This is a genomic window from Streptomyces sp. ISL-43 (genome assembly GCF_018614195.1).
In the GTDB taxonomy this organism is placed as follows: domain Bacteria; phylum Actinomycetota; class Actinomycetes; order Streptomycetales; family Streptomycetaceae; genus Streptomyces.
Genome location: NZ_JAGGOT010000018.1, coordinates 38,087 through 64,838, shown reverse-complemented (window position 1 = coordinate 64,838; position 26,752 = coordinate 38,087). Strand labels below are relative to the sequence as shown.

At 71.6% G+C, this 26,752-nt stretch carries 19 protein-coding genes; 3 read left to right on the top strand and 16 right to left on the bottom strand.

The window, feature by feature from the left end; all coding sequences use genetic code 11:
* Positions 1-79: 79 nt before the first annotated feature.
* A complete protein-coding gene (locus J7F03_RS11035) occupies positions 80-2,386 on the top strand; it encodes a cation-translocating P-type ATPase (RefSeq protein ID WP_214948537.1) in 2,307 nt (768 codons plus the stop codon).
* A 410-nt stretch (positions 2,387-2,796) separates the two neighbouring features.
* On the opposite strand, the gene J7F03_RS11030 is transcribed toward J7F03_RS11035, so the two are convergent.
* On the bottom strand, positions 2,797-4,086 hold the full coding sequence (locus J7F03_RS11030) for a citrate synthase (protein WP_214948536.1): 1,290 nt from the start codon (positions 4,084-4,086) through the stop codon (positions 2,797-2,799).
* Between the two features lie 182 nt (positions 4,087-4,268).
* Positions 4,269-6,512, bottom strand: coding sequence for an ATP-dependent RecD-like DNA helicase (locus J7F03_RS11025; protein ID WP_214948535.1), 2,244 nt, complete (start codon positions 6,510-6,512; stop codon positions 4,269-4,271).
* A 323-nt stretch (positions 6,513-6,835) separates the two neighbouring features.
* On the opposite strand from J7F03_RS11025, the gene J7F03_RS11020 reads away from it, so the two are divergent.
* On the top strand, positions 6,836-7,423 hold the full coding sequence (locus J7F03_RS11020) for a DUF937 domain-containing protein (protein WP_214948534.1): 588 nt from the start codon (positions 6,836-6,838) through the stop codon (positions 7,421-7,423).
* Between the two features lie 130 nt (positions 7,424-7,553).
* Here the strand turns inward: J7F03_RS11020 and J7F03_RS11015 are convergent, their stop codons facing one another.
* The 14 genes from J7F03_RS11015 to J7F03_RS10950 all read right to left on the bottom strand — a co-directional run bounded on the left by J7F03_RS11015 (position 7,554) and on the right by J7F03_RS10950 (position 25,402).
* Positions 7,554-7,928 (bottom strand): nuclear transport factor 2 family protein, encoded by a 375-nt coding sequence (locus J7F03_RS11015; RefSeq protein ID WP_214948533.1) that lies wholly within the window; start codon positions 7,926-7,928, stop codon positions 7,554-7,556.
* A 166-nt stretch (positions 7,929-8,094) separates the two neighbouring features.
* Positions 8,095-9,360, bottom strand: coding sequence for a PLP-dependent aminotransferase family protein (locus tag J7F03_RS11010; RefSeq protein WP_214948532.1), 1,266 nt, complete (start codon positions 9,358-9,360; stop codon positions 8,095-8,097).
* Positions 9,357-10,697: an MFS transporter gene (locus J7F03_RS11005; protein ID WP_214948531.1), complete on the bottom strand. Its 1,341-nt coding sequence runs from the start codon at positions 10,695-10,697 to the stop codon at positions 9,357-9,359. Before J7F03_RS11005 ends, J7F03_RS11010 begins: the two co-directional genes overlap by 4 nt.
* Positions 10,694-13,315, bottom strand: coding sequence for an ATP-grasp domain-containing protein (locus J7F03_RS11000; protein ID WP_214948530.1), 2,622 nt, complete (start codon positions 13,313-13,315; stop codon positions 10,694-10,696). Before J7F03_RS11000 ends, J7F03_RS11005 begins: the two co-directional genes overlap by 4 nt.
* Positions 13,316-13,417: 102 nt before the next feature.
* The gene (locus J7F03_RS10995) at positions 13,418-14,686 is read right to left on the bottom strand and encodes an acetyl-CoA carboxylase biotin carboxylase subunit family protein (protein WP_214948529.1); all 1,269 of its coding nucleotides are present in this window, start codon (positions 14,684-14,686) and stop codon (positions 13,418-13,420) included.
* Entirely contained in the window at positions 14,683-16,011 is a 1,329-nt protein-coding gene (locus J7F03_RS10990; protein WP_251071736.1) for an amidohydrolase, read from the bottom strand. The genes J7F03_RS10995 and J7F03_RS10990 overlap by 4 nt, the downstream gene beginning before the upstream one ends.
* Positions 16,012-16,021: 10 nt before the next feature.
* Positions 16,022-17,398 (bottom strand): MFS transporter, encoded by a 1,377-nt coding sequence (locus tag J7F03_RS10985; RefSeq protein ID WP_214948527.1) that lies wholly within the window; start codon positions 17,396-17,398, stop codon positions 16,022-16,024.
* A complete protein-coding gene (locus J7F03_RS10980) occupies positions 17,385-18,095 on the bottom strand; it encodes a hypothetical protein (RefSeq protein WP_214948526.1) in 711 nt (236 codons plus the stop codon). The genes J7F03_RS10985 and J7F03_RS10980 overlap by 14 nt, the downstream gene beginning before the upstream one ends.
* A gap of 73 nt (positions 18,096-18,168) precedes the next feature.
* The gene (locus J7F03_RS10975; protein WP_214948525.1) at positions 18,169-19,503 is read right to left on the bottom strand and encodes a diaminobutyrate--2-oxoglutarate transaminase family protein; all 1,335 of its coding nucleotides are present in this window, start codon (positions 19,501-19,503) and stop codon (positions 18,169-18,171) included.
* A 4-nt stretch (positions 19,504-19,507) separates the two neighbouring features.
* Positions 19,508-21,877 (bottom strand): carbamoyltransferase HypF, encoded by a 2,370-nt coding sequence (gene hypF, locus J7F03_RS10970; RefSeq protein WP_251071735.1) that lies wholly within the window; start codon positions 21,875-21,877, stop codon positions 19,508-19,510.
* A 20-nt stretch (positions 21,878-21,897) separates the two neighbouring features.
* The gene (gene hypE, locus J7F03_RS10965) at positions 21,898-22,923 is read right to left on the bottom strand and encodes a hydrogenase expression/formation protein HypE (RefSeq protein ID WP_214948524.1); all 1,026 of its coding nucleotides are present in this window, start codon (positions 22,921-22,923) and stop codon (positions 21,898-21,900) included.
* Positions 22,924-22,966: 43 nt separating this feature from the next.
* The gene (locus J7F03_RS10960; protein WP_214948523.1) at positions 22,967-23,551 is read right to left on the bottom strand and encodes a cysteine hydrolase family protein; all 585 of its coding nucleotides are present in this window, start codon (positions 23,549-23,551) and stop codon (positions 22,967-22,969) included.
* 331 nt (positions 23,552-23,882) lie between these two features.
* Positions 23,883-24,458: a GNAT family N-acetyltransferase gene (locus J7F03_RS10955; RefSeq protein WP_214948522.1), complete on the bottom strand. Its 576-nt coding sequence runs from the start codon at positions 24,456-24,458 to the stop codon at positions 23,883-23,885.
* 140 nt (positions 24,459-24,598) lie between these two features.
* Positions 24,599-25,402, bottom strand: coding sequence for a hypothetical protein (locus J7F03_RS10950; protein ID WP_214948521.1), 804 nt, complete (start codon positions 25,400-25,402; stop codon positions 24,599-24,601).
* Between the two features lie 306 nt (positions 25,403-25,708).
* Here J7F03_RS10950 and J7F03_RS10945 point away from each other — a divergent pair, with 306 nt between their 5' ends.
* The gene (locus J7F03_RS10945; protein ID WP_214948520.1) at positions 25,709-26,677 is read left to right on the top strand and encodes a LuxR C-terminal-related transcriptional regulator; all 969 of its coding nucleotides are present in this window, start codon (positions 25,709-25,711) and stop codon (positions 26,675-26,677) included.
* Positions 26,678-26,752 lie beyond the last annotated feature (75 nt).

Here is a 26,752-nt window from a genome sequence, read left to right as displayed (position 1 = left end):
TCGGCAGTATCCCGCCGGGCCGTACCGGCCAGCTCATACTGGTTCCGTACGGCCCGGCCCTCCCCCTGGAGCCCGGATCATGAGCAGCAGCACAGTGCACGACGGTCCCATAGCGGTGCCCGGCACGGCCGAGGCCGCGGACAAGGCGACGGCCACGGCCGAGGTCGAGCTGACCATCGGCGGGATGACCTGCGCCTCCTGCGCGGCCCGCATCGAGAAGAAGCTGAACCGCATGGACGGGGTCAGCGCGTCGGTGAACTACGCCACCGAGAAGGCCAAGGTCTCCTACGGCGAAGGCGTCCAGGTCGCCGACCTCATCGCGACCGTCGTCAAGACCGGCTACACCGCCGAGGAGCCGCCGCCCGAGCCCGAGATCCGGACCGAGCCGGAAGCCGCAGGACCGAAGGAGGTACGGGACCCCGAGCTCGCCGCGCTGCGCCAGCGCCTCCTGGTCTCCGCCGCGCTCGCCCTGCCCGTCGTCCTGCTGGCGATGGTCCCGGCCCTCCAGTTCGACAACTGGCAGTGGCTCTCGCTCACCCTCGCCTCCCCCGTGGTCGTCTGGGGGGCGCTGCCCTTCCACAAGGCCGCCTGGACCAACGCCCGGCACGGCGCCGCGACCATGGACACGCTGGTCTCGGTCGGCACCCTGGCCGCCTTCGCCTGGTCGCTGTGGGCCCTGTTCTTCGGCCACGCCGGGATGCCCGGCATGCGGCACGGCTTCGACCTCACCGTCTCGCGCACCGACGGCGCCTCGGCGATCTACCTGGAGGTGGCGGCCGGAGTCGTCTCCTTCATCCTGCTCGGCCGGTACCTGGAGGCCCGCTCGAAGCGGAAGGCCGGCGCGGCCCTCAAGGCCCTGATGCACCTCGGCGCCAAGGACGTGGCCGTCCTACGCGGCGGCACCGAGGTGCGCGTCCCCGTGAGCTCGCTCGCCGTCGGCGACCGGTTCGTCGTCCGGCCCGGCGAGAAGATCGCCACCGACGGCACCGTCGTCGAGGGCAGCTCCGCCGTGGACGCCTCCATGCTGACCGGCGAGTCGGTCCCGGTCGAGGTCACCATCGGCGACGGTGTCACCGGCGCCACCGTCAACGCGTCGGGCCGCATGGTCGTCGAGGCCACCCGCGTCGGCTCCGACACCCAGCTCGCCCGGATGGCCAAGCTCGTCGAGGACGCGCAGAACGGCAAGGCCGAGGTCCAGCGCCTCGCCGACCGGATCTCCGGGATCTTCGTACCGGTCGTGCTCGTACTGGCCCTGGGCACCTGGGTGACCTGGCTGCTGCTCACCGACGACCCGACGGCCGCCTTCACCGCCGCCGTGGCCGTCCTGATCATCGCCTGCCCGTGCGCGCTGGGCCTGGCCACCCCGACCGCGCTGATGGTCGGCACCGGGCGGGGCGCGCAGCTCGGGATCCTGATCAAGGGCCCCGAGGTGCTGGAGTCCACCCGCCGCGTGGACACCGTCGTCCTGGACAAGACCGGGACCGTGACCACCGGCCGGATGACGCTGTCGGGCGTGCACACCGCCGAGGGCGTGGACGAGACCGAGCTGCTGCGCCTGGCCGGCTCCCTGGAGCACGCCTCCGAGCACCCGATCGCCCGCGCCGTCGCCGCCGGCGCCGCCGAGAAGGCCGGCGAACTGCCCGTCCCCGAGGGCTTCGAGAACCTCGCCGGCCTCGGCGTCCAGGGCGTGGTCGACGGACACGCCGTCCTGGTGGGCCGCGAGAAGCTGCTGGCCGACTGGTCGATCGCACTGCCCGCCTCCCTCGCGGCGGCCAAGGCCGCCGCCGAGGCCGCGGGCGGCACCGCCGTCCTGGTGGCCTGGGACGGGGAGGCGCGCGGGGTGCTGACCGTCGCCGACGCGGTCAAGGAGACCAGCGCCGAGGCCGTGTCCCGGCTGCGGGCCCTGGGGCTGACCCCGGTCCTGCTGACCGGCGACAACAAGGCCGTCGCCGAGACCGTGGCCCGCGAGGTGGGCATCGACGAGGTCATCGCCGAGGTCCTCCCCGAGGACAAGGTGGACGTCGTACGCCGGCTGCAGGCCGAGGGCCGTACGGTCGCCATGGTCGGCGACGGGGTCAACGACGCGGCCGCGCTGGCCCAGGCCGACCTGGGCCTGGCGATGGGCACCGGCACCGACGCGGCGATCGAGGCGAGCGACCTGACCCTCGTACGGGGCGACCTGCGCGTCGCGGCGGACGCGATCCGGCTCTCCCGCCGGACCCTGGCCACGATCAAGGGGAACCTGTTCTGGGCCTTCGGCTACAACGTCGCGGCGCTGCCGCTCGCGGCCGCCGGGCTGCTCAACCCCATGATCGCGGGGGCCGCGATGGCCTTCTCCTCAGTCTTCGTGGTGACCAACAGCCTGCGGCTGCGCTCGTTCCGCTAGTGAGTGACCTTCGCAAATCGCGCACAGCTTCTTCACGCGAGACGCAGATCACAGTGATCGCAACGTAACCATCGGGCAGGCCCGTGGGTCTAATGGGGCGATGCCAGGAACGTCTTGGGGGCGTTCGCGGGGGTCTTGGGGGACACCCGTGGCATCAGCCGGCCGGGACGCGTGCCCTCGGGAAGCTTCGAGCGGCCCTCCCGACCCGTACGGGTCCCGGCAGACACCGGAGCGCGCCCCGCGCGCTCCACGCAGACACCCGGTCCGGGTCCCGTGGGGGGAATCCGTTCCGGGGTAAGGAAAGCGCCCCGACCTTCGACCCGTGGGGGGATCGATGGCGGGGCGCTTTTCCTATGGCCGCGGTGACGCGGCCCCGCGGCGCCGGGGGGCGCCGCGGCGAGAGCCTCGGGTCAGCGGGCCTCGACCGGGACGAAGTCGCGAAGGACCTCACCGGTGTAGATCTGGCGCGGGCGGCCGATGCGGGAGCCGGGCTCCTTGATCATCTCGTGCCACTGGGCGATCCAGCCGGGCAGCCGGCCGATCGCGAAGAGCACGGTGAACATCTCGGTCGGGAAGCCCATGGCCCGGTAGATCAGGCCGGTGTAGAAGTCGACGTTCGGGTAGAGGTTGCGCTCGACGAAGTAGTCGTCGGCCAGCGCGTGCTCTTCCAGCTTGAGCGCGATGTCCAGCAGCTCGTCGTCCTTGCCGAGCGCCGAGAGGACGTCGTGCGCCGCCGCCTTGATGATCTTCGCCCGGGGGTCGAAGCTCTTGTAGACGCGGTGCCCGAAGCCCATGAGGCGGACGCCGTCTTCCTTGTTCTTCACCTTGCGGATGAAGGCGTCGACGTCGCCGCCGTCGTTCTTGATGCCCTCGAGCATCTCCAGGACGGACTGGTTGGCGCCACCGTGCAGCGGACCCCACAGGGCCGAGATGCCGGCGGAGATCGAGGCGAACATGTTCGCCTGCGAGGAGCCGACCAGACGCACGGTGGAGGTCGAGCAGTTCTGCTCGTGGTCCGCGTGCAGGATCAGCAGCTTGTCGAGCGCCGCGACCACGACCGGGTCCAGGTCGTACTCCTGGGCCGGCACGGAGAAGGTCATGCGCAGGAAGTTCTCGACGTAGCCGAGGTCGTTGCGCGGGTAGACCACCGGGTGGCCGACCGACTTCTTGTACGCGTACGCCGCGATCGTCGGGAGCTTGGCCAGCAGCCGGATCGTCGAGAGGTTGCGCTGCTTCTCGTCGAAGGGGTTGTGGCTGTCCTGGTAGAACGTCGACAGCGCGCTGACCACGGAGGACAGCATCGCCATCGGGTGCGCGTCACGCGGGAAGCCGTCGTAGAAACGCTTGACGTCCTCGTGCAGCAGCGTGTGCTGGGTGATCTCGTTGCGGAACGACGCGAGCTGGTCGACGGTCGGCAGCTCCCCGTTGATCAGCAGGTAGGCGACCTCGATGAAGGTCGAGCGCTCCGCCAGCTGCTCGATCGGGTATCCGCGGTAGCGCAGGATGCCCTGCTCACCGTCGAGGTAGGTAATGGCGGACTTGTAGGCGGCGGTGTTTCCGTAGCCGCTGTCCAGGGTGACCAGCCCGGTCTGAGCCCGGAGCTTCGCAATGTCGAAGCCCCGGTCGCCGACGGTGCTTTCGACCACCGGGTAGGTGTATTCACCGTCCGCGTACCGCAGTACTACAGAGTTGTCGCTCACGTCATCCCTCACCGACGTAGTGCCTCTTCTTCGAGGTGCCCTGACTGCCTCTACCTTCCCCCATTTGGCACAGGTGAGTGCACTCGGGGTCGGGGTTTGGTGTTTTTGACGGCACTGAGTGCCTTCAGCCTGCTCATCCTGCCGCCTCCGCACGGTGGCGGATACCCCAAATGATCGATCATCTAGGTGATGTTTCCCACCGGTATGCGTCCGGAGAGCCGGGGAGCCACGGCCGTGTACCTCCTGCCTGCGGAAACGGTACGCACCGCCTGCCCGAGGGCCTTGCGGGACCCGACCAGTACGACCAGTTTCTTCGCCCTGGTCACCGCCGTGTAGAGCAGATTTCGCTGGAGCATCATCCAAGCCCCGGTGGTGACCGGGATCACGACCGCCGGATATTCACTCCCCTGGGACCGGTGGATGGTGACGGCGTAGGCGTGGGCCAGCTCGTCGAGCTCGCCGAACTCGTAGGCCACCTCCTCGTCTTCGTCCGTGCGCACCGTCAGACGCTGTTCGTCCAGGTCGAGGCCGGTGACCACGCCGACCGTGCCGTTGAAGACACCGTTGGCGCCCTTCTCGTAGTTGTTCCGGATCTGGGTGACTTTGTCACCCACTCGGAAGACGCGGCCGCCGAAGCGCTTCTCGGGCAGGTCGGGCCGGGCCGGGGTGACGGCCTGCTGGAGCAGGGCGTTGAGGTTGCCGGCGCCGGCCGGCCCCCGGTGCATCGGGGCCAGGACCTGGATATCGCGCCGCGGGTCGAGCCCGAATCTGGCTGGAATACGCCGTGCGGCGACGTCCACGGCGAGCTTTCCGGCCTCCTCGGTGTCCTCTTCCGGGAACAGGAAGAAGTCGGGCAGCCCGTCGGTGATCGGTGGGAGGCCGGTGTTGATCCGGTGCGCGTTGGTGACCACGCCGGACTGCTGGGCCTGGCGGAAGATGGTGGTCAGCCGGACGGCGGGGACCGGACCGCCCTCGGCGAGCAGATCGCGCAGCACCTCGCCGGCGCCGACGGAGGGCAACTGGTCCACGTCCCCGACCAGTAGCAGGTGCGCGCCCGGCGCCACGGCCTTGACCAGCTTGTTCGCCAGCAGCAGGTCGAGCATCGAGGCCTCGTCCACGACCACCAGGTCCGCGTCGAGCGGCCGCTCCCGGTCGTACGCCGCGTCCCCGCCCGGTTTGAGTTCCAGGAGCCGGTGCACGGTGGAGGCCTCGGCCCCCGTGAGCTCGGCCAGCCGCTTCGCCGCACGGCCGGTGGGGGCGGCGAGCACCACCTTGGCCTTCTTGGCGCGGGCCAGCTCCACGATCGAACGGACGGTGAAGGACTTCCCGCAGCCGGGCCCGCCGGTGAGGACCGCGACCCGGCGGGTGAGGGCGAGGCGGACGGCGTCCCGCTGGCCGGGGGCCAGCTTGGCGCCGGTCCGGCCGGCCAGCCAGCCCAGGGCCTTGTCCCAGTCCACGTCCTGGAAGGCGGGCATCCGGTCCTCGTCGGCGTACAGGAGCCGGCGTACCTGGCCGACCAGGGACAGCTCGGCCCGGTGGAACGGCACCAGGTACACCGCGGTGAGGTCCGGGCCGCCCTGCGGATCCGGTACGGATTCCCGTACGACGCCCTCCGGGTCGGCGGCGAGCTCGGCCAGGCAGTCGATGACCAGCCCCGTGTCCACTTGGAGCAGCTTGACCCCGTCGGCGATGAGCCGGTCCTCGGGAAGGAAGCAGTGCCCCTGGTCGGTGGACTGGGAAAGGGCGTACTGGAGGCCGGCCTTGACCCGCTCCGGGCTGTCGTGCGGGATCCCGACGGCCTGCGCGATGCGGTCGGCGGTGAGGAAGCCGATGCCCCAGACGTCGGCGGCGAGCCGGTAGGGCTGGTTCTTCACCACGGAGATGGAGGCGTCGGCGTACTTCTTGTAGATGCGGACCGCGATGGAGGTGGAGACGCCGACTCCCTGCAGGAAGACCATGACCTCCTTGATGGCCTTCTGCTCCTCCCAGGCGGCGCCGATCAGCTTGGTCCGCTTGGGGCCGAGGCCGGGCACCTCGATCAGCCGCTTCGGCTGCTCCTCGATGACGTCCAGGGTGTCGATGCCGAAGTGCTCCACGATCCGGTCGGCGATCTTCGGGCCGATGCCTTTGATCAGGCCGGAACCGAGGTAGCGACGGATGCCCTGGATGGTCGCGGGCAGGAGCGTGGAGTAGTTCTCGACGGTGAACTGCTTGCCGTACTGGGGGTGCGAGCCCCAGCGGCCCTCCATGCGCAGCGATTCGCCCGGCTGGGCCCCCAGGAGGGAGCCGACGACGGTGAGCAGGTCGCCTGCGCCGCGGCCGGTGTCGACCCGGGCGACCGTGTACCCGCTCTCCTCGTTGGCGTAGGTGATGCGCTCGAGCACCCCCTCGACCACTGCCGACGACGCCGCCGCGTTGGTAGTCATGGCACGAAGCTACCGTCCGGCGCCGACAGTCCGCCGGACCTGGGGACAACTCCCCCCCGGCAGGCACTCCGCAGGCACTCGCCCGGGCTCCGGAGACCGAAAGGGGGTCCGGCCTTCCGGCCGGACCCCCTCACGGTTACCCCTCCCTCGTCGGACTTCCCGATCCCCCCAGATCCCTCCCCGGAAGTGCCGACGCAACATACGACCCGCGACCACCGCCGGTGGTTGCACGCGGATTCACACCTTTACTTCTCCATTACCCAAGGGTGATCCCAGCGCGACCCAAGGTGCCGGTAAATCACCGCAGAAGTAGCGTTTCCGGCATGAGTGAGCCTTCAATCCAGGACGACGTGCTGAGCGAACTCGGCGACGACCGGCTGACCGACATCGCCGGACTCCTCGGTACCGACACGAACGGCGCCCGTGACACCGTCGCGGCCACGGTCGGTGCGATGACCGGCGACCTCCAGCAGAAGGCCGACGCCGATGACGACGACGGCAACGAGGTCCGCCAGGCCTTCGCCGAGGTGGCCGAAGCACCGCTGGAAGGCGTGGCCACCCTCGGCGGCGGCCTGGGCGGCATGCTCGGCGGCGGGATGATGGCCGGGGTGCTCGCCAAGGTGAGCAAGCCCGTGGCCAACGCCGTCTCCAAGAAGACGGGCATTCCCGCGCCCACCGTCGCCCGCGTCATCGAACTGCTGATCCCGGTGCTGCTGGCCGTCTTCGCCAAGCGCGCGGCCGCCGGCAAGGGCGGGGGCGGCGGCGCGGCCCCGCAGGCCGCCGGCGCCGACTCCCCCATCCCCTCGCCCGGAGCGGTACCGGGCGGGGCGGGCGCGGCCCCGGGAGCGCCGTCCACCGGCGGCGGCCTCGGCGACCTGCTGAGCCAGATCCTCGGCGGCGGCAAGAAGTAGGGTCGCCGCGCGTTCACCCGGACGGCCGACCCGGCCCCGATCGGTATCGGGGCCGGGTCGAGGGGAATGGGCCCGGGCCGCCCCCCGGCGGTCCGGACCCGACGCAGAGCCGGACCCACCCGGCCCTGCGTCAGATCGCGGGGCGGTAGAAGAAGGTCTTGCGGTGCTCGATCCTGCCGTCGCGTACGAGGTAGGTGTCGGCGAAGGCCTCGTCCAGGGCGGTGCCGTTCTTGTCGGCCCCCCTGAAGCGCCCCCAGCAGGCGGCCGCGGCCAGCCCGCCGGTCACCTGGCTCACCTCGTGCGCGCCCGAGGTGATGATGCGTTCGTGCTCGTAGAAGCGGCGGATGCGGTCGAGGCCCTCCAGCGGGGAGTAGCCCGGACGCTCGTAGACGGCGTCGGGCGAGAAGACCTCGCCGAGCCGGTCCCACGAGCGGGTGTCGATCACCTGGAACAGCCGGGCCACCAGGAAGTCGGCGGTCACCGGTGCGGGGGACGTGGTTGTCACGGCCATGCTCCTTCGGGGGTGCGGACAGTGCGGGATGTGGACTGTGCGGATGCGCACCGGGCGGGTTGCACGCGGTGCGGGCGGTGCGGGTCGTACGGCCGGGGGTCACCCGTGGGTACTGCGTGTGCGGAAACGCGGCCGGGCCCCGCCAGTGGCGGGCGGTCCGTCAGGAGCCGTCGGCGAGGGCCTTCTCCCAGGCCGTGGCCAGGCGGGCGACGCCTTCCTGGCGCTGCGCGTCGTCCAGGGAGGCGAAGGACAGCCGCAGCACGCGCGAGCCGTCCTCCTCTATGCAGAAGGGCTTACCCGGCACGATGGCCACGCCCTGCGCCAGCGCGTGCTCGTACAGCGCCTCCGAGCCGACCCGGGCGTCGGTCAGCCGGCACCAGAAGAAGAGGCCGCCGCGCGGGCGCTCGAAGTCCAGCCAGGGCAGGCGCTCGCGCAGCAGCGCCTCCATGTCCCGCGCCCGCCCGCCGTAGAGCGTGCGCAGTCCCGCCAGGTGGGCCGGCAGGAACTCCGGGTCTCCGAGCAGGTCGACGAGCAGGTACTGGCCGAGGGTGTTGGTCTGCAGGTCGCCGCACTGCTTGGCGGCGATCAGCTCCCCGATCAGCCCGGTCGGGGCGACCAGGCCGGCCACCCGCAGTCCCGGGCAGACCGTCTTGGACAGGCTCATCAGCCGGACGACCCGGTCGCTGTGGACGTCGGTGGACGGCAGCCGGCGGCCCTCGAAGGCCAGGTCGCCGTACGGGTCGTCCTCGACCACGAGGAAGCCGTACCGCTCGGCCAGCGCGGCCAGGTGGCGGCGCCGCTCCTCGGAGAGCACCGCGCCGGTGGGGTTGTGGAAGTGCGGTACGACGTAGACCAGCTTGGGCCGGGCCCCGGCGGCGAGGCGCTGCTCCAGCACGTCGGTGCGCATGCCGTCCGCGTCCCCCGGCACCGGCAGCAGCCGGGCGCCGGCCCGCCGGAAGACCTGTACGGCGCCCAGGTAGCTGGGGTCGTCGAGCGCCACCTCGTCGCCCTCGTCGATGAGGGTCTGGGCGACGAGGTCCAGGCCCTGCTGGCTGCCGGCGGTGACCATCACCCGGTCGGGGGTGGCGGGGGCGCCGGTCGCGGTGGCCCGCGCCGCGATCACCTCGCGCATCGGGGCGATGCCGTCGGTGGGGGCGTACTGGAGCGCCGGCACGGCGGAGCCGGCGAACAGCCGCTCCGTGGCCTCGGCGAGCCGGGCCACGGGGAAGCTGTCGGGTGCCGGGATGCCCCCGGCCATCGAGAGCACACCGGGTGCGCCGGCGGCCGCCAGGATCCGGCTCACCGCGTCGGAGCGGCCCCAGCCGGTCCGGCGGGCGAGCAGGGTCTCGATGCCGCCGCCGGCCGTGCCCGGCCGTGCCGCGTGGGTCACGGACGCCGCCGGGTTCACCGGGGTCACGGGGGTCACCTTGCCTCCACCTTCCGCGGCTGCGCGCCGATCTGCGCCGGGAAGTCCTTCAGGCGCCACACCGGCGACTTCAGGACCACCAGGACCGCCGTCAGGAAGACCGCGGCCGTGACGAACAAGGTCTCCCGCAGCCCGATGAGGTCACCGAGCCAGCCGCCCAGCAGGGCGCCGAGCGGGAGGGTGCCCCAGGAGACGAACCGGTAGCCGGCGTTCATGCGGCCCAGGAGGTGATCCGGGGTCATGGACTGGCGCAGGCTGATGATGTGGATGTTGGCGATGGTGCCGCCGGCGCCGATCAGCGCGAAGGCGGCGACGAACAGGGCGAGCGAGAGCGCGCCGCCGTTCGCCGGAGCCGCCGGGATGGCCGCGGGGGCCAGGCAGCACAGCAGCAGGGCCGCCAGGATGGCCGAGCCGAGCCCGATCCTGCGCTTGAGCCACTGCGCGAGCATCGAGCCGACCAGGGAGCCGACCGCGCCGGTGCCGAGCAGCAGGCCGATGCCGCCGGGCGATATGCCGAGCGTGCGGGCCGCGTACAGCACGAAGACGGTCTGGAGCGACATCCAGCACAGGTTGTACAGCCCGGACTGGAGGGCGCAGGCCCGCAGGTGGGCGCTGTCCCAGATGATCCGGACGCCCTGGTTGATGCTGGTCCAGATGCCGGTCCGCTCCTGCTGGGGCTCCGGCGCCGGTTCGGCGCGGCGTACCGCGAGCAGGGTGAGCACGGACACCAGGTACGAGATCCCGTTGATCAGCAGCGCGTAGGGAGCGGTGACCCAGCCGACGAGCAGGCCGGCCAGACCCGGGCCGCCGATCTGGGCGAGCGAACTGGTGCCCTGGAGCTTGCTGTTGCCCTCCACCAGGTGCTCCTTGCCGACCAGGGTCGGTAAGTACGACTGGTAGGAGACGTCGAAGACCACGGTCAGGGTGCCGACGAGCAGTGCGGCGACGTAGACGTACTCGATGCGGAGCAGGTCGAGCGCGGCCAGCAGCGGCACCGCGCTGACCAGCAGCGCACGCCCCACGTTGGCCATGATCATCAGCGGCCTGCGCCGCACCCGGTCGACCCAGACGCCGACCAGGAGGGTGACCATCAGGAACGGGGCGTAGGAGGCCGCGTTGACGAAGCCCACCTGGGAGGAGCTGGCGTCGAGCGTGAGGACCGCGGTGAGCGGCAGCGCCAGGGTCGTGACCTGGGCCCCGACCTGTGAGATCGCCTCCCCGGACCAGAACTTGAGGAATTCCGGATCCCGCCAGAGCGTGGAGTTCCCGGCGCCGGCCGGGGGGCCGGCCGGCGCCTCCTCCAGCGCCTCGGCGGCCCCGTTCCCGATGTCGGTCACTTCGCGTCCACCACCCCGGCGGCCGGGTCGACGTGGAAGGCACAGCCGATCTGGGCGCCGCGCAGCATGCTGACGATGCCCACGGCGGGGTCGGTGACGCCGCGGGCCAGGGTGCCGGCGTAGCGTCCGTCGACCATCAGGGTCCCGTAGGCGACGGCCATGTCCTCGCAGCTCTCGCCGTCCTCGGAGAGGAAGCGCTCGGTGGTCGGCAGCAGGCGGTGCTGCAGGACGTAGGGGCCGTCCGTGGCCTGGCGGAGCTTGGCCACCCACTCCTTCTGGTCGGTGGTCCAGCCGGGGGTCACGCCGACGCCGCCGTAGAGGAGGGTGGGCTTGAGGACCAGGTGGTCCTTGTTGGCGATGGCGTAGGGCAGCAGGTCGATCTTCTCGCCGTCGAAGGTGACCTTCTCGTCGCGCACGAACCGGGTCCAGGGCAGGATCCGGTCGATCAGCTCGCGCTCCTCCTCGGTGAAGACGCCGCGGTTGCGCTCGTCGCTGAGCATGGCGAGGCTGCCCTTGTTGCCGTACAGCTCGCAGTCCAGCGGGGCGAACAGCTCGACGTTGCCGGCCTCGACGGCGTCCAGCAGCGGGTTCACGAGGTCGTAGGTGCGGGGCTCGTCCGGCATTTCGCCGGGCAGGAACATCCGGTAGACCGCGTCGACCTTGCGGCCCCGGTGCAGGACGTTGCCGGCCTCGTAGGCGAAGTCGCCGAGGTGGCAGACGACGGGCTCGAAGCCGAGCCGCTCGAAGGCCGGGACGACGAACTCCATCCAGCACTTGGACTTCTCGAAGCCCTCGGGCCAGTCGGTGATCGCAAGCAGCGGGCGCTCCACGCCTTCCAGGGAGGGCGCCTGGCGGCGCAGCACCTCGGTGATGCGGGCGAGCGGGTCGGGGTAGACCAGGCCCTCGGCGTCCGCGAACGTGGCGAACTCCTCGTCCTGGACCAGGGCGCGGGCGAACTCGCCCATCTGCCAGCCGCCGAGCGAGGAGCCGGTGTTGAGCTCCATGACGCGGAAGCCGCCGGTCTCGCGGTACAGGTCGGCGCGGGAGAGCGGGGCGAGCTCGTCCGAGGAGCCGCGCAGGACCAGGTCTGCCTGGGTGGGGGACATTCCGACGGCCCGGGCGAAGGCGCGCAGGTCGCCGCCGAAGAGCCGGGCGGGCACGGCCTTCAGCAGTTCGAAGAGGCCTCCGAGGTCGCGCTCCAGGGTGGCGACGTCGGTCGCGCTGAGGAAGACGGGGCGGTTGAGGCCCTCGCCGCCGCCGGCGCCGGTACGGAACCGCTCCACGCCCCGGACGCCGGAGACGGTCATCCGCCGGGCGGTGCGCTCGTGGTCGAAGAAGCGGCGGGTCACGGCGTTCTCGACGCGTGCGCCCAGCCGGTGCGCGGCCACTCCGGAGACCTCGGTACGGGAGAGCTCCTCGGCCCGGTCCAGGGCGCGGCGGGTCCCGGCGGGGGTGTCGCTCACCGCGATGAGCGCGGCGGAGCGCGGTGTCAGGCCACGCGGCGGGAGCAGCAGCTCGTCGCCGGGCTCCACCAGTGCGACCGCCTCGACCAGGTCCTCGACCTCCTCGGGCGCGGGCAGCACGACCCGGTCGACGGCTCCGTCGTAGGCCGGGTAGAGGAAGCGGACTTCGGCGCTCTTGGAACGCGTCGGGGTGACGTCGGGGGTCTCCTCGAAGGCGATCCGGGCGGCGGCCAGCGGCAGGTCCACGCCGGTGGCCAGGTTGTTCAGGTGCGGGATGAGGTCGCCGCCGAGCCGGCCGTTGAGCTCGATCAGCCGCGGGCCGTTCGCGGAGACCCGCAGTTCGGTGTGGGTGACGCCGAAGTCGACGCCGACCGCGCGGTGGGATCCCTGGACCAGTTCGGTGACGGCCTCGGCCCACGGCTCGTCGCGCCAGTCGGTGACGAGGTGGCCGACCTCCTCGAAGTACGGGTGGGCGCCCAGGCGCTTGCGGGCCACGGCCACCGGGGTGGCGACGCCGTCCACGACGACGCTGTCCACGCTGAGCTCGGGTCCTTCGACGAACTCCTCGATCAGTACCGAGGCGGTGGTGCCGGCGCCGCGCAGGCGGCTGGTGGAGGCGAGCCGGAAGGCCCGGCGCAGGCCGTCCACGTCGCGGGCCATCATCACGCCGAAGCTGCCGCCGAGGGTGCGGGGCTTGACGACGACGGGGAAGCCGATGGCCTCGGCGGCGGCGACAGCCTCGTCCTCGGTGGTGGCCGGGATGTAGCGGACGGCGGCCATGCCGGCCGCCTCCAGGGCCTGGCGGGTGGCGTACTTGTCGCGGCAGACGCGGGCGGCGGCCGGGTCCATGGCCCGCATGCCCAGCTTCTTGGCGACCGAGGAGACGGCGACCAGTGACCACTCGTCCCAGGTGACGATCGCGGCGTTCGCGACCTCGCCCCGCAGGTCGGCGACGGGGGCGTACAGCTTGGCCGCGTCCGTGGTGTCCGCGATCCGGTGGGTCTCCACGTAGCGGGACTGCCAGGTGGGCGCCTCCGGCGCGACGAGCGTCACCTCGTAGTGCTGGGCGAGGGAGGCCAGGGCGTATTCGCGGTACTGGCGTATGCGGCTGCCGACGAGGATGACGCGCTGGCGTTCAGAGGTCGTGAAGACCACGGTGGGTTCCTTTCCGATGCGGGGCGTGGTGCCTTGGCCCCGGCAAGACAGGGGGTGCGGGGAGGGACGCGCCGCGGGCTGGTCCGCGCGGCGCGTCGTGTGTCAGTTCGGTGGGGCGGGCGGATCCACCGCCGGTACGCAGGTCAGCCGGAAGCCGTTCGCGGCCTCGGTGATGGCCGCCTCGACCTCCTGGGTGGAGGGTCCGCGGAAGCGGAAGCGGGTGCCCACGTGCTCGTAGCCGCTGATCGCGGGGGCCAGGGCGCCGACCGGGGTGTGCAGGACGGCGTACGGGAGCCGGGCGGGCTCGGGCTGCCGTACCCAGCCGGCGGCTTCCACCCGGCAGGGGGCGGGCACCGGCAGCGGGAGCAGCAGGTAGCCGCCGACCTCACCGGTCTTCAGGGGCGGCAGGACCGGGGTCAGGCCCAGCTGGATGTCGACGGCGGCGGCCATCAGGTCGACGCCGTGGACGTCGCGCCAGGTGAAGGGGATCTCTCCGCCGCCCACCCGGGCCCCGCACTCGAGGAAGACCAGCGCGGGCCCGCCGTCGGCTGCCCGGGTGACGAAGGCCTCCAGGTGGAAGACCCACGGCCGGGAGCCGCCGAGGGCCGCGCCCACGGCCGCGGCGAAGGCCTCCGTCGCCTCCAGCAGCGCCGGGTCGTCCTCCTCCACGGAGCCGAGCCAGGTGCCCTGGGTGAAGTCGGCGCAGGTGCCGCCGACGTAGCGCGAGACCGTCCAGCTGCCCAGCGAGTCGCCCTCCCACAGGCCGTCGATGTGCAGGATGGGCCCGTCCACGTAGCTCTGGACGAGGTACGGTTCGCCGGCCAGGGCGGCGGCCAGCCCGGGGACGGCTGCCACGTCCGCGGCGGAGTCCACCCTGACCACTCCCCGGCTGGCGGTGCCTCGGTGCGGCTTGACGACCAGCGGCCAGCCGTGGGCTTCGCCGAAGGCGAGCACGGCGGCCGGGTCGGGCGCCGGGGCGAAGGCCGGTACGGGCAGTCCGGCCGCGGCCGCCGTGCGGCACATGGTCAGCTTGTCGCGGAAGACGGCCAGTTCGGCGGTGGTCTGGCCGGGGATCGCGAACTCCTCGCGGATCAGCGCGGCCGTGTCGAGGTCTCCCTCGTTGAGGGCGACCAGCCGCGCCGGGGTGCCGAAGCGGGCGACGAGTGCGGTGACGGCCGCGCGGACGGCGGGCAGGTCGTCGGTGAGCCCCACGGTGGTCACCGCGGCGGCGGCCGGGGGCAGCGAGGCGCGGCCGAGCTCGGTGCTCACGTAGGTGACGTGGGCGGAGTGGTGGTCGAGGTAGTCGGTGTAGTGCGCGTGGGTGTCCCGCCAGCGGTGCAGGACGAGGATGTGGGGGCGGTCGCCGTTCATGCGCGCTCTGCCCCCTCTCCCGCCTCGTCCGTGCCGGCCCCGTCGGTCGCGTCGGTCGCGTCGGCGGCGTCGGCGGCTTCGGCGGCGAGCCAGGGCAGGGCGGCCGTCGCCATCGTGCGGACGCCGACGGACAGCGCGGGGCCGGCGACGGGCGCGAAGGTGGAGGAGTGGTTCTGCGGGAGGTCCTCCAGCCGGCCGGCCGCGAAGGCCTCGCCGAACGCCTGCGGGTCGAGGCCGCCGTAGAACCAGTACACGGAGGGCACCTGGGCCGCGGTGGCGAGGAGGCCGAAGTCCTCGCTGGCGGTGGTCGGCCCCATGGTCATGACGGCGCCGGCCCCGAAGTGGTCGCGGTGGGCCTGGGCGACCCGCTCGGCGCTCGCCTGGTCGTTGACCGTCATCGGCAGGTGGTAGACGGAGGTGATCTCCGGGTCGGCGGTCGCGCCGGCGGCCGCCGACTCGGCGCGCGCCAGGCGCTCGATGGCCGCGATGACCTTTTCGCGGACCGGCGCGGAGCTGGTGCGGACGTTGATGCCGAGCTCGGCGGTGTCGGGTATGACCGCGGCGGTGGTGCCGGCCTGCAGCTTGCCGACGGTGAGCACCACCGGTTCCTGGGCGGCGATCTCGCGGGAGACGACCGTCTGGAGCCGCAGCACCAGCGAGGCCGCCATCACCACGGGGTCCACCGCCGCCTCGGGCTTGGAGCCGTGGCCGCCCCGCCCGAAGAGCTTGACCGTGATGGAGTCGGTGGCGCCCATGACCGTGCCGGGGCAGGTGGCGATGAGCCCGGCCGGTCCCGGTCCGACGTGCGAGCCGAGGATCACGTCGGGGCGCGGGAAGCGCTCGAAGAGGCCGTCGTCGACCATCGCCCGGGCGCCGTAACCGCTCTCCTCGCCCGGCTGGAACACCGCGACGACGGTGCCCCGCCAGGCTTCCCGGTTGCGGGCGAACAGCTCGCAGGCCCCGATCAGGGCGGCCACGTGCAGATCGTGTCCGCAGGCGTGCATCACCGGGACCTCGGCGCCCGTGTCGTCGGTGGCGGTCTCCGTGCTCGCGTACGGCAGTCCGGTGGCCTCCTTCACGGGCAGCGCGTCCATGTCGGCGCGCAGCATGACCACGGGGCCCTCGCCGCCGCGCAGGACCGCGACCACACCGGTGCGGCCGACGCCGGTGGTGATCTCCCAGCCGCCCTGGGCGGCGAGCCGCTCGGCGACGAGGGCGGCGGTCCGCTTCTCCTGGAAGGCGAGTTCGGGGTGGGTGTGCAGTTCGCGGTAGTCGGCCTCCAGGGCCGGCAGCAGCGAGTCGAGACCTTCGAGCAGTGCAGTCATGGCGTCCTTCTCAGGCATGAGGGGTGACGGAGGACATGGGGTGATCGCGTACACCCCATGAGGCGGCCAGCGCCGCCGCGGCGGTGAGCGCGGGCCACCACGGCAGCCGGCCGCCCAGTCCCGCCGACCGCAGCAGCTCCGCGAGCATCGGGAAGGTGCCGCCGAAGAGGCTGATCGCGGCCGCGGTGGGCAGGCCCACCGCCACGGCGCGCACGGCCGGCGGGAACAGCTGCCCCGCGAAGACGTTGCTCACGGCGAGCGGCAGGCCCAGCAGGAAGAGCAGGACCACGGTGACCAGTTGGACGGGCACCCGGCCGGCCTCCATGGCCGCCAGCAGCGGCACGGTGCCCAGGGCGAGCCCGGCGAAGCCGGTGCGCAGGACGGGCAGTGCGCCGAACCGGTCGGCTGCCTTGCCGCCGCCGAGCATCGCGAGGAGCAGGGCCACCATGCCGAGGAGCAGGGCCGCGGAGGTCTCCTCCTTGGTGGCGGCGCCGACGCTGTCCGCGTAGGACGGGAAGTCGACGGTGACGAAGTAGAAGGCGGTGGTGGCGCCGGAGGTGATGGCGAACACCACGGCGAGGCGCCCGAGATGGGACCGCAGCACCGGCCAGGGGCTCGGTGCCTTCGCGGCGGCGGGAGGAGCCGCCGCTGTGGCCGCTGCGTCGGCCCTCGCCTGTCCGGAGTCCCGGGTGGAGGCCGTGAAGACGGCGCTCTCCGCCGCGCCGCGCCGGATCCACAGGGCGGTGAGGCCGAGCAGTCCGCCGAAGACGAAGCCGAAGCGCCAGCCGCCGTCCTCGACCCCGCTCTCCCCGAACACCCCGAGCAGGACGTTCATCACGATGAAGGACAGTGCGCTGCCCAGTACCACTCCCCCGTAGGAGACGGCGCTGTAGAAGTAGCGGCGCCCGGCCGGGGCGGTCTCGGTGACGTACGCCGCCACGCTCGGGTTCTCCGCTCCCACCGAGAGGCCCTGCACCAGCCGGGCGCCGACCACCAGGAGCGGGGCGGCCAGGCCGATGGAGGCGTAGCCCGGTATGACGGCCAGGAACAGGGAGCCGGCCGCGATCAGGCCGACGGTGAGGGTCAGTCCGTAGCGCCGGCCGCGGGTGTCGGTGAGGCGGCCGATGAGCACGCTGCCCAGCGGCCGGACCAGGAATCCCAGGGCGAAGCCGAGGTAGGCGGCGATGAGTTTGGCGGTGGGCGAGGAGCCGGGGAAGAGGGCCTCGGCGAAGTACGGGGCGAGGATGCCGTAGATGGTCCAGTCATAGGCCTCGACGACCGAGCCGACGGTGGCCGCGGCCAGTTCCCTGCGGGGGCGCCGGGCCGGCGCGGGGGTGGTGCCCACCGCGTCGGCCACCGGGACGCGGGCTTGCTCAGTGCTGGTCATCTGTCACTCCGTAGACCCTGATCAATGTGTTGTCGCCGGGGAACGGCACGGCGTGCAGCCGGGCCCCGGTCGCCGGGAGCGCCTCCAGGCCGGTCAGGCCCGTGAGGGCGGGCAGGCCCGCGGCGGCGAGCGCTCGCGCCACCGGACCGTCGCCCTGCCGGCTGTCGGTGGCCACGAGGGCCGCGCCCTGCGCGGCGAGCAGGGCCACCGCGTCCTCGGTGAGGTACGGGCCGGCTACGCGGCCGCTCTGCACCACGACGGCGTGTCCGGCGAGGTCGAAGGGGGCGAGCGCGAGCCGGTCGGCGACCGGCTGCCCGGCTCCGAGCAGCCGCAGCAGGACCACGGGCAGGTCCACCAGGCCGGCCAGGCCCGGTGCGCCGCCGCCCGGTGCCGCGGGCCAGGCGGCCCTGGTCGCGGGGCCGGTCAGGTCGACGGTGCGGCGGCCCGAGCCGGGGGCGACGGTGTTGCGGGAGCCCTTGTGGGGCTCCCGGATCAGCTCCCGGCGCGTGATCTTCGTACTGCCGACCATCAGCAGCCCGAGGTGGCGCACCAGCAGTTCGCCCAGCTCGCCGTCGCCGATGTCGTCACCGGGGATGTCCAGTCGGAATCCCTGGGTCTGCAAGGCGCCGCCGTTGCTGAAGACGACCTCCGCGTCGAAGTCGATCCGCCACTGACCGCTGCTCGTTCCCGTGGTCATGTCCCTGTCCTCGTGTTCGTGGATCCGTCGCTCGCGGATCCGTGCTCTGTCGTGCCGAACCGGCCGTTCCGGCTCAGGCGCAGTCGATCAGAGCTTTCTCCAGAGCCGCCGCCATCTCGTGGATCTCGTCCTCGGTGATGATCAGTGGCGGCAGGAGGCGGAGCACGGCGCCGTGGCGGCCGCCGCTCTCCAGCAGCAGTCCGTGCTCCAAGCAGGCCCGCTTGACGCGCTTGGCACGGGCTCCGTCGGCGGGCAGGGTGCCGAGTGCGTCGGCCTGGCCCAGCGGGTCGACGATCTCGATGCCCCACATCAGGCCCCGGCCGCGGACCTGGCCGATCTCGGGGTGGCCCGCGGCCAGCCGTCCCAGCAGTTCGGCGATCAACTCGCCCTTGGCGGCGGCCTTTTCGATCAGACCCTCGGATTCCGTGACCCGCATGGCGGCGAGTCCCGCGACCAGGGCGATCTGGTTGCCGCGGAAGGTGCCCGCGTGGGCGCCGGGCGACCACGAGTCGTACTTGCCGTGGTAGAGCAGCATCGACAGCGGGAAGCCGCCGCCGGCCGCCTTGGACACCAGTACGGCGTCCGGCTCGATCCCCGACTCCTCGAAGGCCCACATGGTGCCGGTGCGCCCGAAGCCCGCCTGGATCTCGTCCAGGACCAGCGGGATGTCCAGCCGGGCGGTGATCTCCCGCAGCCCCCGCAGCCAGGCCGGCGGCGCGGGGATGACCCCGCCCTCGCCCTGGACCGCCTCGACGAAGATGGCGGCCGGCTTGGTGATGCCGCTCTCGGGGTCGGTGAGCAGCCGCTCCAGGTAGGTCAGGCCGGCCTGGACGCCCTGCTCTCCGCCGATCCCGAACGGGCAGCGGTAGTCGTACGGGTAGGGCAGGTGGTGGACGTCCGGCATGAGGGAGGGCACGGACTCCTTGGCGCCCAGGTTGCCGGTGAGGGCGAGCGCGCCCGCGGTCATCCCGTGGTAGGCGCCGTGGAAGGACATCACCGTCCGGCGGCCGGTCGCGGTCTTGAAGAGCTTGATGGCCGCCTCGGTGGCGTCGGTGCCCGCCGGCCCGCAGAACTGCGTCTTGAAGTGGTCGGCCATGGTGCCCGGCAGCCGTGCGTACAGGGCCTGGAGGTACTCGTACTTGGCCGGAGTGGTGAGGTCCAGCGCCTGCTGGACCTGACCGGAGGAGAGGTACCGCGCCACCTCGCGCAGCACCTCGGGGTGGTTGTGCCCCAGGGCGAGGGTGCCCGCCGCCGCGAGGCAGTCCAGGTACTCGCGGCCGTGTCCGTCACGGATCCGTGCGCCGCGGCCCTCGGTGAGGATCCGGCCGAAGGCGTTGGCGTAGGTCCGGGCGCCCGACTCGCGCTCCTTGACGAAGGTGTACATGTCGTCCGGCGTGAGGGTGGTCACGTCTTCACTTCCTCAGGTGTGAGCGGGCGTCGGCGACCATGACCTGGCCGAGGGCGATCCCCCCGTCGTTGGTCGGGACGAGCCGCTGGACGTAGGTGTCGAAACCGTCGGCGGTCAGCCCGGTCAGACAGTTGAGCAGCAGGAATTCGTTGAGGAACACGCCTCCGGAGAGGGCGACCTGGTTGACCCCGGTCTCCTCCCGCAGGGCCTTGCAGCGTTCCCGGACCATCTCGACGACGGCCGTGTGGAACCTGCGGCTGATCCGCTCCGTGGGCAGTCCGGCGGCGACGTCGGCGGCCATGGCCCGGATCACGGGCCGCGGGTCCACCTCGGTCAGGCCGTCCGCCTCGTAGGCTCCGAAGCGGTAGTCCGGCGCTGCCTCGCGGGTCGCGTCGCGGCCCAGCAGGCCTTCCAGCTCGATCGGGCCCTGGGCCTCGTACTCGGCCTTGGAGCACACTCCGGCCAGGGCGGCGGCCCCGTCGAAGAGGCGGCCCATGCTGGAGGTCGGCGGGGAGTTGATGCCGCGGGCGGCCATCCTCGCGAAGACCTGGCGCCGCTGCCCGTCGAGGTCGGCCAGGGCGGGGAAGCCCGCGAGGGCCCGGTCCGGGTCTCCGTCGAAGGCGTCCAGGGCGAGCGCGTACCCCGTGCGGATGGGTTCGCGTACGGCCTGGTCCCCGCCGATCAGCGGCAGCCTGCGCAGCCGGCCGACCCGGCGGTAGGAGGCGAAGTCCCCGAGGAGGAACTCCCCGCCCCAGACCGTGCCGTCCTCGCCGTAGCCGAAGCCGTCGAAGATGACGCCGAGGGTGGTGCCGCTCACGTGGTTCTCCGCCATGCAGGAGGCCATGTGCGCGTGGTGGTGCTGTACCTCGACGGTGGGCAGGGCCGGGCCGGTGCCGTCGTCGTCCAGGGCGGCGCGGGTGGAGCGGAACTGCGGGTGCATGTCATGGGCGGTGATCTCCGGCTTCAGCGCGTAGAGCTGCGCCAGGTGCCGGGCGGTGCGGTGGTGCGCGGCGAAGGTCTCGTCGTTCTTGAGGTCGCCGATGTGCTGGCTGAGGAAGACCTGGGATCCGTTGGTCAGGGCGACGGTCGTCTTCAGTTCGGCTCCGAGGGCGACCACGGGGGCCACCTCGCGGCCGACGTCCACCGGGTAGGGCGCGTAGCCGCGGGCCCGCCGGATGAACTGCAGGAGCGGCTTGTCGAGTTCGGGGTGGTCCGAGAGGCGGACCACCGAGTCGTCCACCCGGATCTCGATGTCACGGTCGTGGTAGAGGATGACGTCGGCGATCTCGAAGAGCTGTTCCAGCGCCTCCTCGTTGCGGTAGGCGATGGGGTAGCCGGAGATGTTGCCGCTGGTGGCGACGAGGGCTTCGAGGCCGGGCTCGTCCAGCAGCAGGTGGTGGTGCGGTGCCGACGGCAGCATGATCCCCAGGTTGGGGTTGCGCGGCGCCACCGACTCCGGGAGGGAGCCGGGGCGCTTGCGCGCCAGGAGGATCGGCCGGGCCGGCGAGCGCAGGATGTCGATCTCCTCTTCGGAGAGCTCCACCAGGCGCTGCGCCGTGGCGAGGTCGCGGACCATCACCGCGAACGGCTTGGAGTCGCGGCGCTTGCGGCTGCGCAGCAGGGCCACGGCCTCCGCGTTCGTCGCGTCCACCGCGAGGTGGAAGCCGCCGACGCTCTTGATCGCCGCGATCCCGCCGTCCGCCAGGACCCGGGCGGCCGTGACGAGGGCCTCGTCCCCTTCGGCCGTGTTCCCCTCGCGGTCCTGGAGCAGCAGCCGGGGGCCGCACTCCGGGCACGCGTTGGGTTGCGCGTGGTAGCGCCGGTCCATGGGGTCTTCGTACTCGTTCTTGCAGTCCGCGCACATGGTGAAGGTGGCCATGGTGGTCATCGGACGGTCGTACGGCAGGTCCTGGATGATGGAGTACCTGGGCCCGCAGTTGGTGCAGTTGATGAAGGGGTAGCGGTGCCGGCGGTCCTTCGGGTCCCGAAGTTCCGCCTGGCAGTCGCCACACACGTGGGTGTCCGCCGGGAGCAGCGCGGACCGGGCTCCGGTGTGCTCGCTGTGCACGATGGTGAACGGGCCGGGGGGCACGCTCCCCGGGGCCAGGCCCCGGGTGGGACGGACTTCGTCCACCCGGGCGAGTTCGGGGGCGCGGCCGCTCAGGCCGGCCGCGAACTCCGTCAGGGCGGCGACCGGTCCGGACGCCTCCACCAGCACGCCCTCGGGGTCGTTGCGAACCCAGCCGGCGAGGCCGAGTTCACGGGCCAGCTTGTAGACGAACGGCCGGTAGCCGACGCCTTGGACCACGCCGGTGACGCGGATGCGCCACTCCTCTGCGCCCACTGCGGGCTCTGCGCTCTGCACGGTGCTCATGGCGGTCTCCTCGGTCCTTCTCAGCAGAGCCGGGGGAGTTCGGCGCCGAGCAGTTCCTCCAGCTGGGTCTCGCGACCCTCCTTGTCGCGCAGCAGCACCAGGCCCTCGGTGTCCTCGGCGATCTCGCCGATGGCGACGGCGTGCTTGCCGTAGGGGGTGGAGTGCAGGGCGGCAAGTACGTCGGCCTCCGCCGCCGGGTCCACGAAGATCGCCAGGCAGCCCTCGTTGGCGCAGTGGAGGGGGTTGATGCCGAGCATGTCGGCGGCCATCGCGGTCTCGTGCTGGATGGGCAGGTCGTCCTGGGCGACGCGGATGGTGCGGCCGAGCTTGTGGGCGTACTCGTGGAGCACGGCCGTCAGGCCGCCGCGGGTGACGTCGCGCATCGAGCGGACGGCGCCGGCGGGGACGTTGGAGAGCAGCGTGTCGACGAGGCCGTTGAGCGGCGCGCAGTCGCTGTCCACGCGCTGTTCGAAGCCGAGGCCCTCGCGGATGGAGAGCAGGTGGACGGTGTGGTTGCCGATGGGACCGCTGAGGATCACCCGGTCGCCGGGGCGTACGTCGGTCATGGTCAGCGGCTCGCGCTCGAAGACTCCGACGCCCGCGGTGTTGAGGTAGATCTGGTCGGCCTCGCCCTTGCGGACGACCTTGGTGTCGCCGCCGACGATCTGTACGCCGGCCTCGCGGGCGGTGTCGCGGATCGACTCCAGGACCTGGACCAGCCGGGGTATGGGCAGCCCGGTCTCCAGGATCATGCCGAGGGTGAGGTACTTGGGCCGGGCGCCGGCCACGGCCAGGTCGTTGACGGTGCCGCAGACCGCGATCTTCCCGATGTCCCCGTTGCCGAAGAACGGCGGGTCGATCACGAAGGAGTCGGTGGTCATCGCGATGCGGTCGCCCTCGATCTTGAGGACGGCGCTGTCCTCCATGATGCCGACGTAGACGTCGCCGAGGGTCTGTGCGATCAGCTGCACCAGGTCCTGGCTCAGCTTGGCGCCGGTGCCGTGGTCGAGAACGATGTACTGGGTGGGGTCCACGCTCGTGGTCATGCCGGTTCCTTTGCGGAGAGGGGCTTCGTCGAGAGGGGCGCGGTCACGGGGTCTTGATGTTCTTGCGGGGCAGGCCGCCCTCGGCGTCGAGGACGCGCAGGACCTCGTCGGAGTCGGTCACGGTGGCGCAGTAGCCCTCGAGCCAGTCCAGGGCGCGCTGCTTGTCGTCGAGGCGGGCCGAGACGACGCAGTCGGTCGGGACCCAGATGTTGTAGCCGCGAAAGAAGGCGTCGGCGGCGGTGGTCTGGACGCAGATCTGCGTCTGCATGCCGGTGATCAGCACGGTGTCGACGCCGAGGGCCTGGAGGCGCTCGTGCAGGTCGGTCTCGTAGAAGCCCGAGTCCTTGCTCTTCTCCATGACGACGTCCTCGGGGGCGAGGAACGCCTCGATGATGTCGGCGCCGTGGGTGCCGCGCTGGACCGGGAGGTAGCCGTCGTAGCGCTCGGCGTTCGGGTCCTCCGGGTCGTTGACGAGCTGCAGGTGGAAGATGTGGTGCCCGCGGCGGCGCATCTCGTCGAGGAACCCGGTGAAGTGCGGGGTCGCGGCGTCGACCGCGGCGACGCGCTCGGGGTTCTTCTCGACCAGTTCGTACTGGAGGTCGTTGGTGAGGACGGCGATCTTCGACATGGCTGTGCCCTTCGGTGAACGGGTGGGCTGGACGGACCCGGCCGGGGGCGCGCCGAAGCACGCTCTGCCGGGGTGTGTGCGCGGGCCGGGCGCGGCGGGCGCCGCGTGGGCGCGGCCGTCGGGCCGCTGCCCGCCTTCAGGAGGGGAGATCCGCCCGCCGGTGGCGGGGCGTGAACGGTGACACCGTGCCGGGCGGCCCCGATGGGGCGCCGACGGCCGGGAGGGGCGCTCTGAAGCGCGTCAGGTGCGGTGCGAGTGCGCTGCGAGGGCGGCGCGGGGGCGTGCTCGTACGTTCAGGTGGTGCGGTCCGGTGCGGAGTTCGGCCGGCCCGCTACGCCGCTACGCGGTCGGACTCGAGCTCGTGCAGCCAGCTGCCGGTGGTCTCGAAGTGGGCCGTGATGTCGGCGAGCCGGGCGTACATGTAGAAGCCGGTGACGGGGCGTTCGTCGGCGCGGGCGTAGTCGGGCAGCCGGCCGTACTCGCGGAAGCCCAGGCGCTGCCAGAGCGCGGAGGGGCCGTCGTCGCGGACTTCGAGCGTGATGACGTCGCATCCCATCTCGCCGACCTTGCGCAGGGCCTCGGCCCAGCCCTCGAGCAGGAACTGCCCGCGGTAGTCGGGGGCGACGACGCAGCGGCGCATCTCGACGATGTGGCGGCGGGCCGGCAGCGGCGCCCGGGCGAGGGTCACCATGCCGACGATGCGGCCTTCGTCGTTGCGGACGTGGAGGAGGTCGACGGCGCCCTTCTTCAGGTCGGCCTCGAAGGCCCGCATCAGCGGGAGGCCCTTCTCCAGTCCTACGGGTTCGTAGAAGCCGAGGGTCATCTCCTTGACCGCGACGGCGTCCATCAGCTCGATCATTTCGCGCATGTCCTGCTCGGACAGCTCGCGAGGCCATGAATAGTGCATCGTCGTCTTCCTTGGTGAGTGGACGGGGGAGGCAGCCGGACCCCGGACATCGCGCGCACGGCCCCGCGGGGCGGTGCGGACATCTGGGTGCGCAATGTCCGGGATCGCCGGCATGCGGAGGTGGCGACTTACGCGTCGGACTAGACCGAGGCGGTGGCCTGCGTCTGCAGGTTGGTCTGGACGGCGGCGGCCGGGGCCGCCTGCGTCAGCAGGGAGAGGTCGGCGCCGGCGCCGAGCACGGTGGCGGCGTAGACCTCGACGAAGTAGGAGACGAACAGCGAGTTGATCTTGATGAGGTGCTCGACGAAGCGCTCCTCGTCGGCCTCGTCCTTGACGACGCGCATGATCAGGTTCCAGACCATGTCGACGTGGTCGTCGTCGTCGTCGAGGGCCAGGTGGGCACGGGCACCCTTGGTGTTGGCGGCGCCGACGTGCTGCTCCATGATGTCGAGCCAGTCGGGCTGCGTCTTGCCCGCGATGTACTCCAGGTAGAAGCCGCTGATCATCGCGGCCAGCGGGCCCTCGGTGGCCATCGTGTAGTAGAAGTAGCCGTTGAGCAGCTCGGTGGCGAAGGTCGGGCGGATCGCGTAGATCTCCTCGTCCGTCATGCCCACTTTGTGCAGGTCGCCGGCGAACATGCGGTCGTGGCGGCCCTCCTCCGCGCCGTACAGGCCCCACTCCTTGCAGAGCTGCGGGTCGCGGGTGGCCCAGTAGTTGGCGACGAGCGGGTCGACGGCGCGCTTGAGACCGATGCGGATCATCGTCTCCACGTTGTGCCGCTTGTACAGGTCGAGGTCGAACTTCTCCTTGTCGAGCATTCCGTCGGCGCCCGCGCTGCGCTCATAGAAGTCCCGCTCGAACTTCAGCAGGAGCTCGTCCACTCGCTTGCGGAACTCGGGTCGCTGCAGGTTGGAGTACGTGTTGTACGACTTACTTCGAGGCATCTCATCCCCAGCCGAGATCGTTGACTACCTGATCCGGGCCAGTGGCGGCCACCGGGGCCGCACCACTCGTTGACGGAGCAAGGAAGACGGACACCGCGACAGTCGCCGCAATGGCGAGAAGGGATCTCGCTATACGTGGCATGCTTACCTGCCCCTCCAGAATTTTCTGCGGTCCGGATCAGCTTCGCCTTCATCCTGCTGGCAGGACGACTTCCGGATCCATCCCCTTCTGGGATCATGTTGCCGCTGGCGAAAACATGACAGGGGGATGAATTGAACTCAATCAGACAAGTCCATCCTTTTCCCGTGCCTCAGCTGACCGCTGACGGGAACCGTCTCTACCGGTTCGTGACCCAGACACCGGGTACAACGTGCGAATCCGCGGGCGAGGCACTGGACATGGACGCCGCCGACGTGAAGGAAGCCGCCTCCGCACTGGGGGACCTGGGGCTGCTGAGCAAGTGCCCGGACACCGGGATCTTCACCCCGTACCCGGTGGACCACGCGCGCATCAAGGTCCTCAACCCGGCGCAGCACGGCCTGAACGAGATGCAGTCCTTCATCGACCATCTGCGGGGCGATCTCGATGAGTTGACGCTCAAGACGGAGCACTTGCAGGACGACAACTCACTGGAGGTCGTCCCCGGCGTCCACGACGTGCGCAAGCTCATCACCGGCTTGGCCGAGGGCTGCCGCGCGGAGGTACTGACCTCCCAGCCCGGCGGAGCACGGGACGAGGGGGTGCTCGACGAGAGCCTGGAGCGCACCGAGCGACTGCTGGAGCGGGGGGTGCGAATGCGGACCCTTTATCAGCACACGGCCCGCTTCAGCCCGGTCACGATGTCCTTCGTCGAGCGTTTCACACCGCTCGGCGCGGAAGTCTGCACGCTCGCCGGCGGTTTTCCGCGCTGCATCGTCTTCGACCGGGAAGTGGCGATCCTGCCGCTCATGGACGGATCACACGGGGCGGCGGTATCGAGAAATCGCCACCTTGTCTCATTCATTGCGGAGGCTTTCGAGCGCGCCTGGAGCGCGGCGGAGAAATTCGTCCCGGAAACCGACCGGCCGGCCCGTGCCGCCATTACCTCGGACATCCAGCAGACGATCGTATCCCTGCTCATCCAGGGTGAATCGGACAACCGCATAGCCCATGTCGTCGGGATTTCCCTGCGGAACACCCAGCGGCACATCGCGAACATCATGAAGAGCATCGGCGCCCGCAACCGGCTGCACGCCGGATATCTGCTGGGCAAGGAGCCCTTCAGCGGCAACTGATCCCACGGCGGATCCGGGCACGGGGGTGCGGCCCGGATCCGCCGTGGGACCCTTCGTACGGGCGGGAGTTCCGAA

What these genes read in the sequence shown, in the direction of transcription:
- J7F03_RS10960 (WP_214948523.1), bottom strand. Translation starts at nt 23,551, where the DNA reads ATGTCGAAGATCGCCGTCCTCACCAACGACCTCCAGTACGAACTGGTC.
- J7F03_RS10985 (WP_214948527.1), bottom strand. Translation starts at nt 17,398, where the DNA reads ATGACCAGCACTGAGCAAGCCCGCGTCCCGGTGGCCGACGCGGTGGGC.
- J7F03_RS10955 (WP_214948522.1), bottom strand. Translation starts at nt 24,458, where the DNA reads ATGCACTATTCATGGCCTCGCGAGCTGTCCGAGCAGGACATGCGCGAA.
- J7F03_RS10990 (WP_251071736.1), bottom strand. Translation starts at nt 16,011, where the DNA reads ATGACTGCACTGCTCGAAGGTCTCGACTCGCTGCTGCCGGCCCTGGAG.
- J7F03_RS11025 (WP_214948535.1), bottom strand. Translation starts at nt 6,512, where the DNA reads ATGACTACCAACGCGGCGGCGTCGTCGGCAGTGGTCGAGGGGGTGCTC.
- J7F03_RS10980 (WP_214948526.1), bottom strand. Translation starts at nt 18,095, where the DNA reads ATGACCACGGGAACGAGCAGCGGTCAGTGGCGGATCGACTTCGACGCG.
- J7F03_RS11020 (WP_214948534.1), top strand. Translation starts at nt 6,836, where the DNA reads ATGAGTGAGCCTTCAATCCAGGACGACGTGCTGAGCGAACTCGGCGAC.
- J7F03_RS10950 (WP_214948521.1), bottom strand. Translation starts at nt 25,402, where the DNA reads ATGCCTCGAAGTAAGTCGTACAACACGTACTCCAACCTGCAGCGACCC.
- hypF (WP_251071735.1), bottom strand. Translation starts at nt 21,877, where the DNA reads ATGAGCACCGTGCAGAGCGCAGAGCCCGCAGTGGGCGCAGAGGAGTGG.
- hypE (WP_214948524.1), bottom strand. Translation starts at nt 22,923, where the DNA reads ATGACCACGAGCGTGGACCCCACCCAGTACATCGTTCTCGACCACGGC.
- J7F03_RS10995 (WP_214948529.1), bottom strand. Translation starts at nt 14,686, where the DNA reads ATGAACGGCGACCGCCCCCACATCCTCGTCCTGCACCGCTGGCGGGAC.
- J7F03_RS11035 (WP_214948537.1), top strand. Translation starts at nt 80, where the DNA reads ATGAGCAGCAGCACAGTGCACGACGGTCCCATAGCGGTGCCCGGCACG.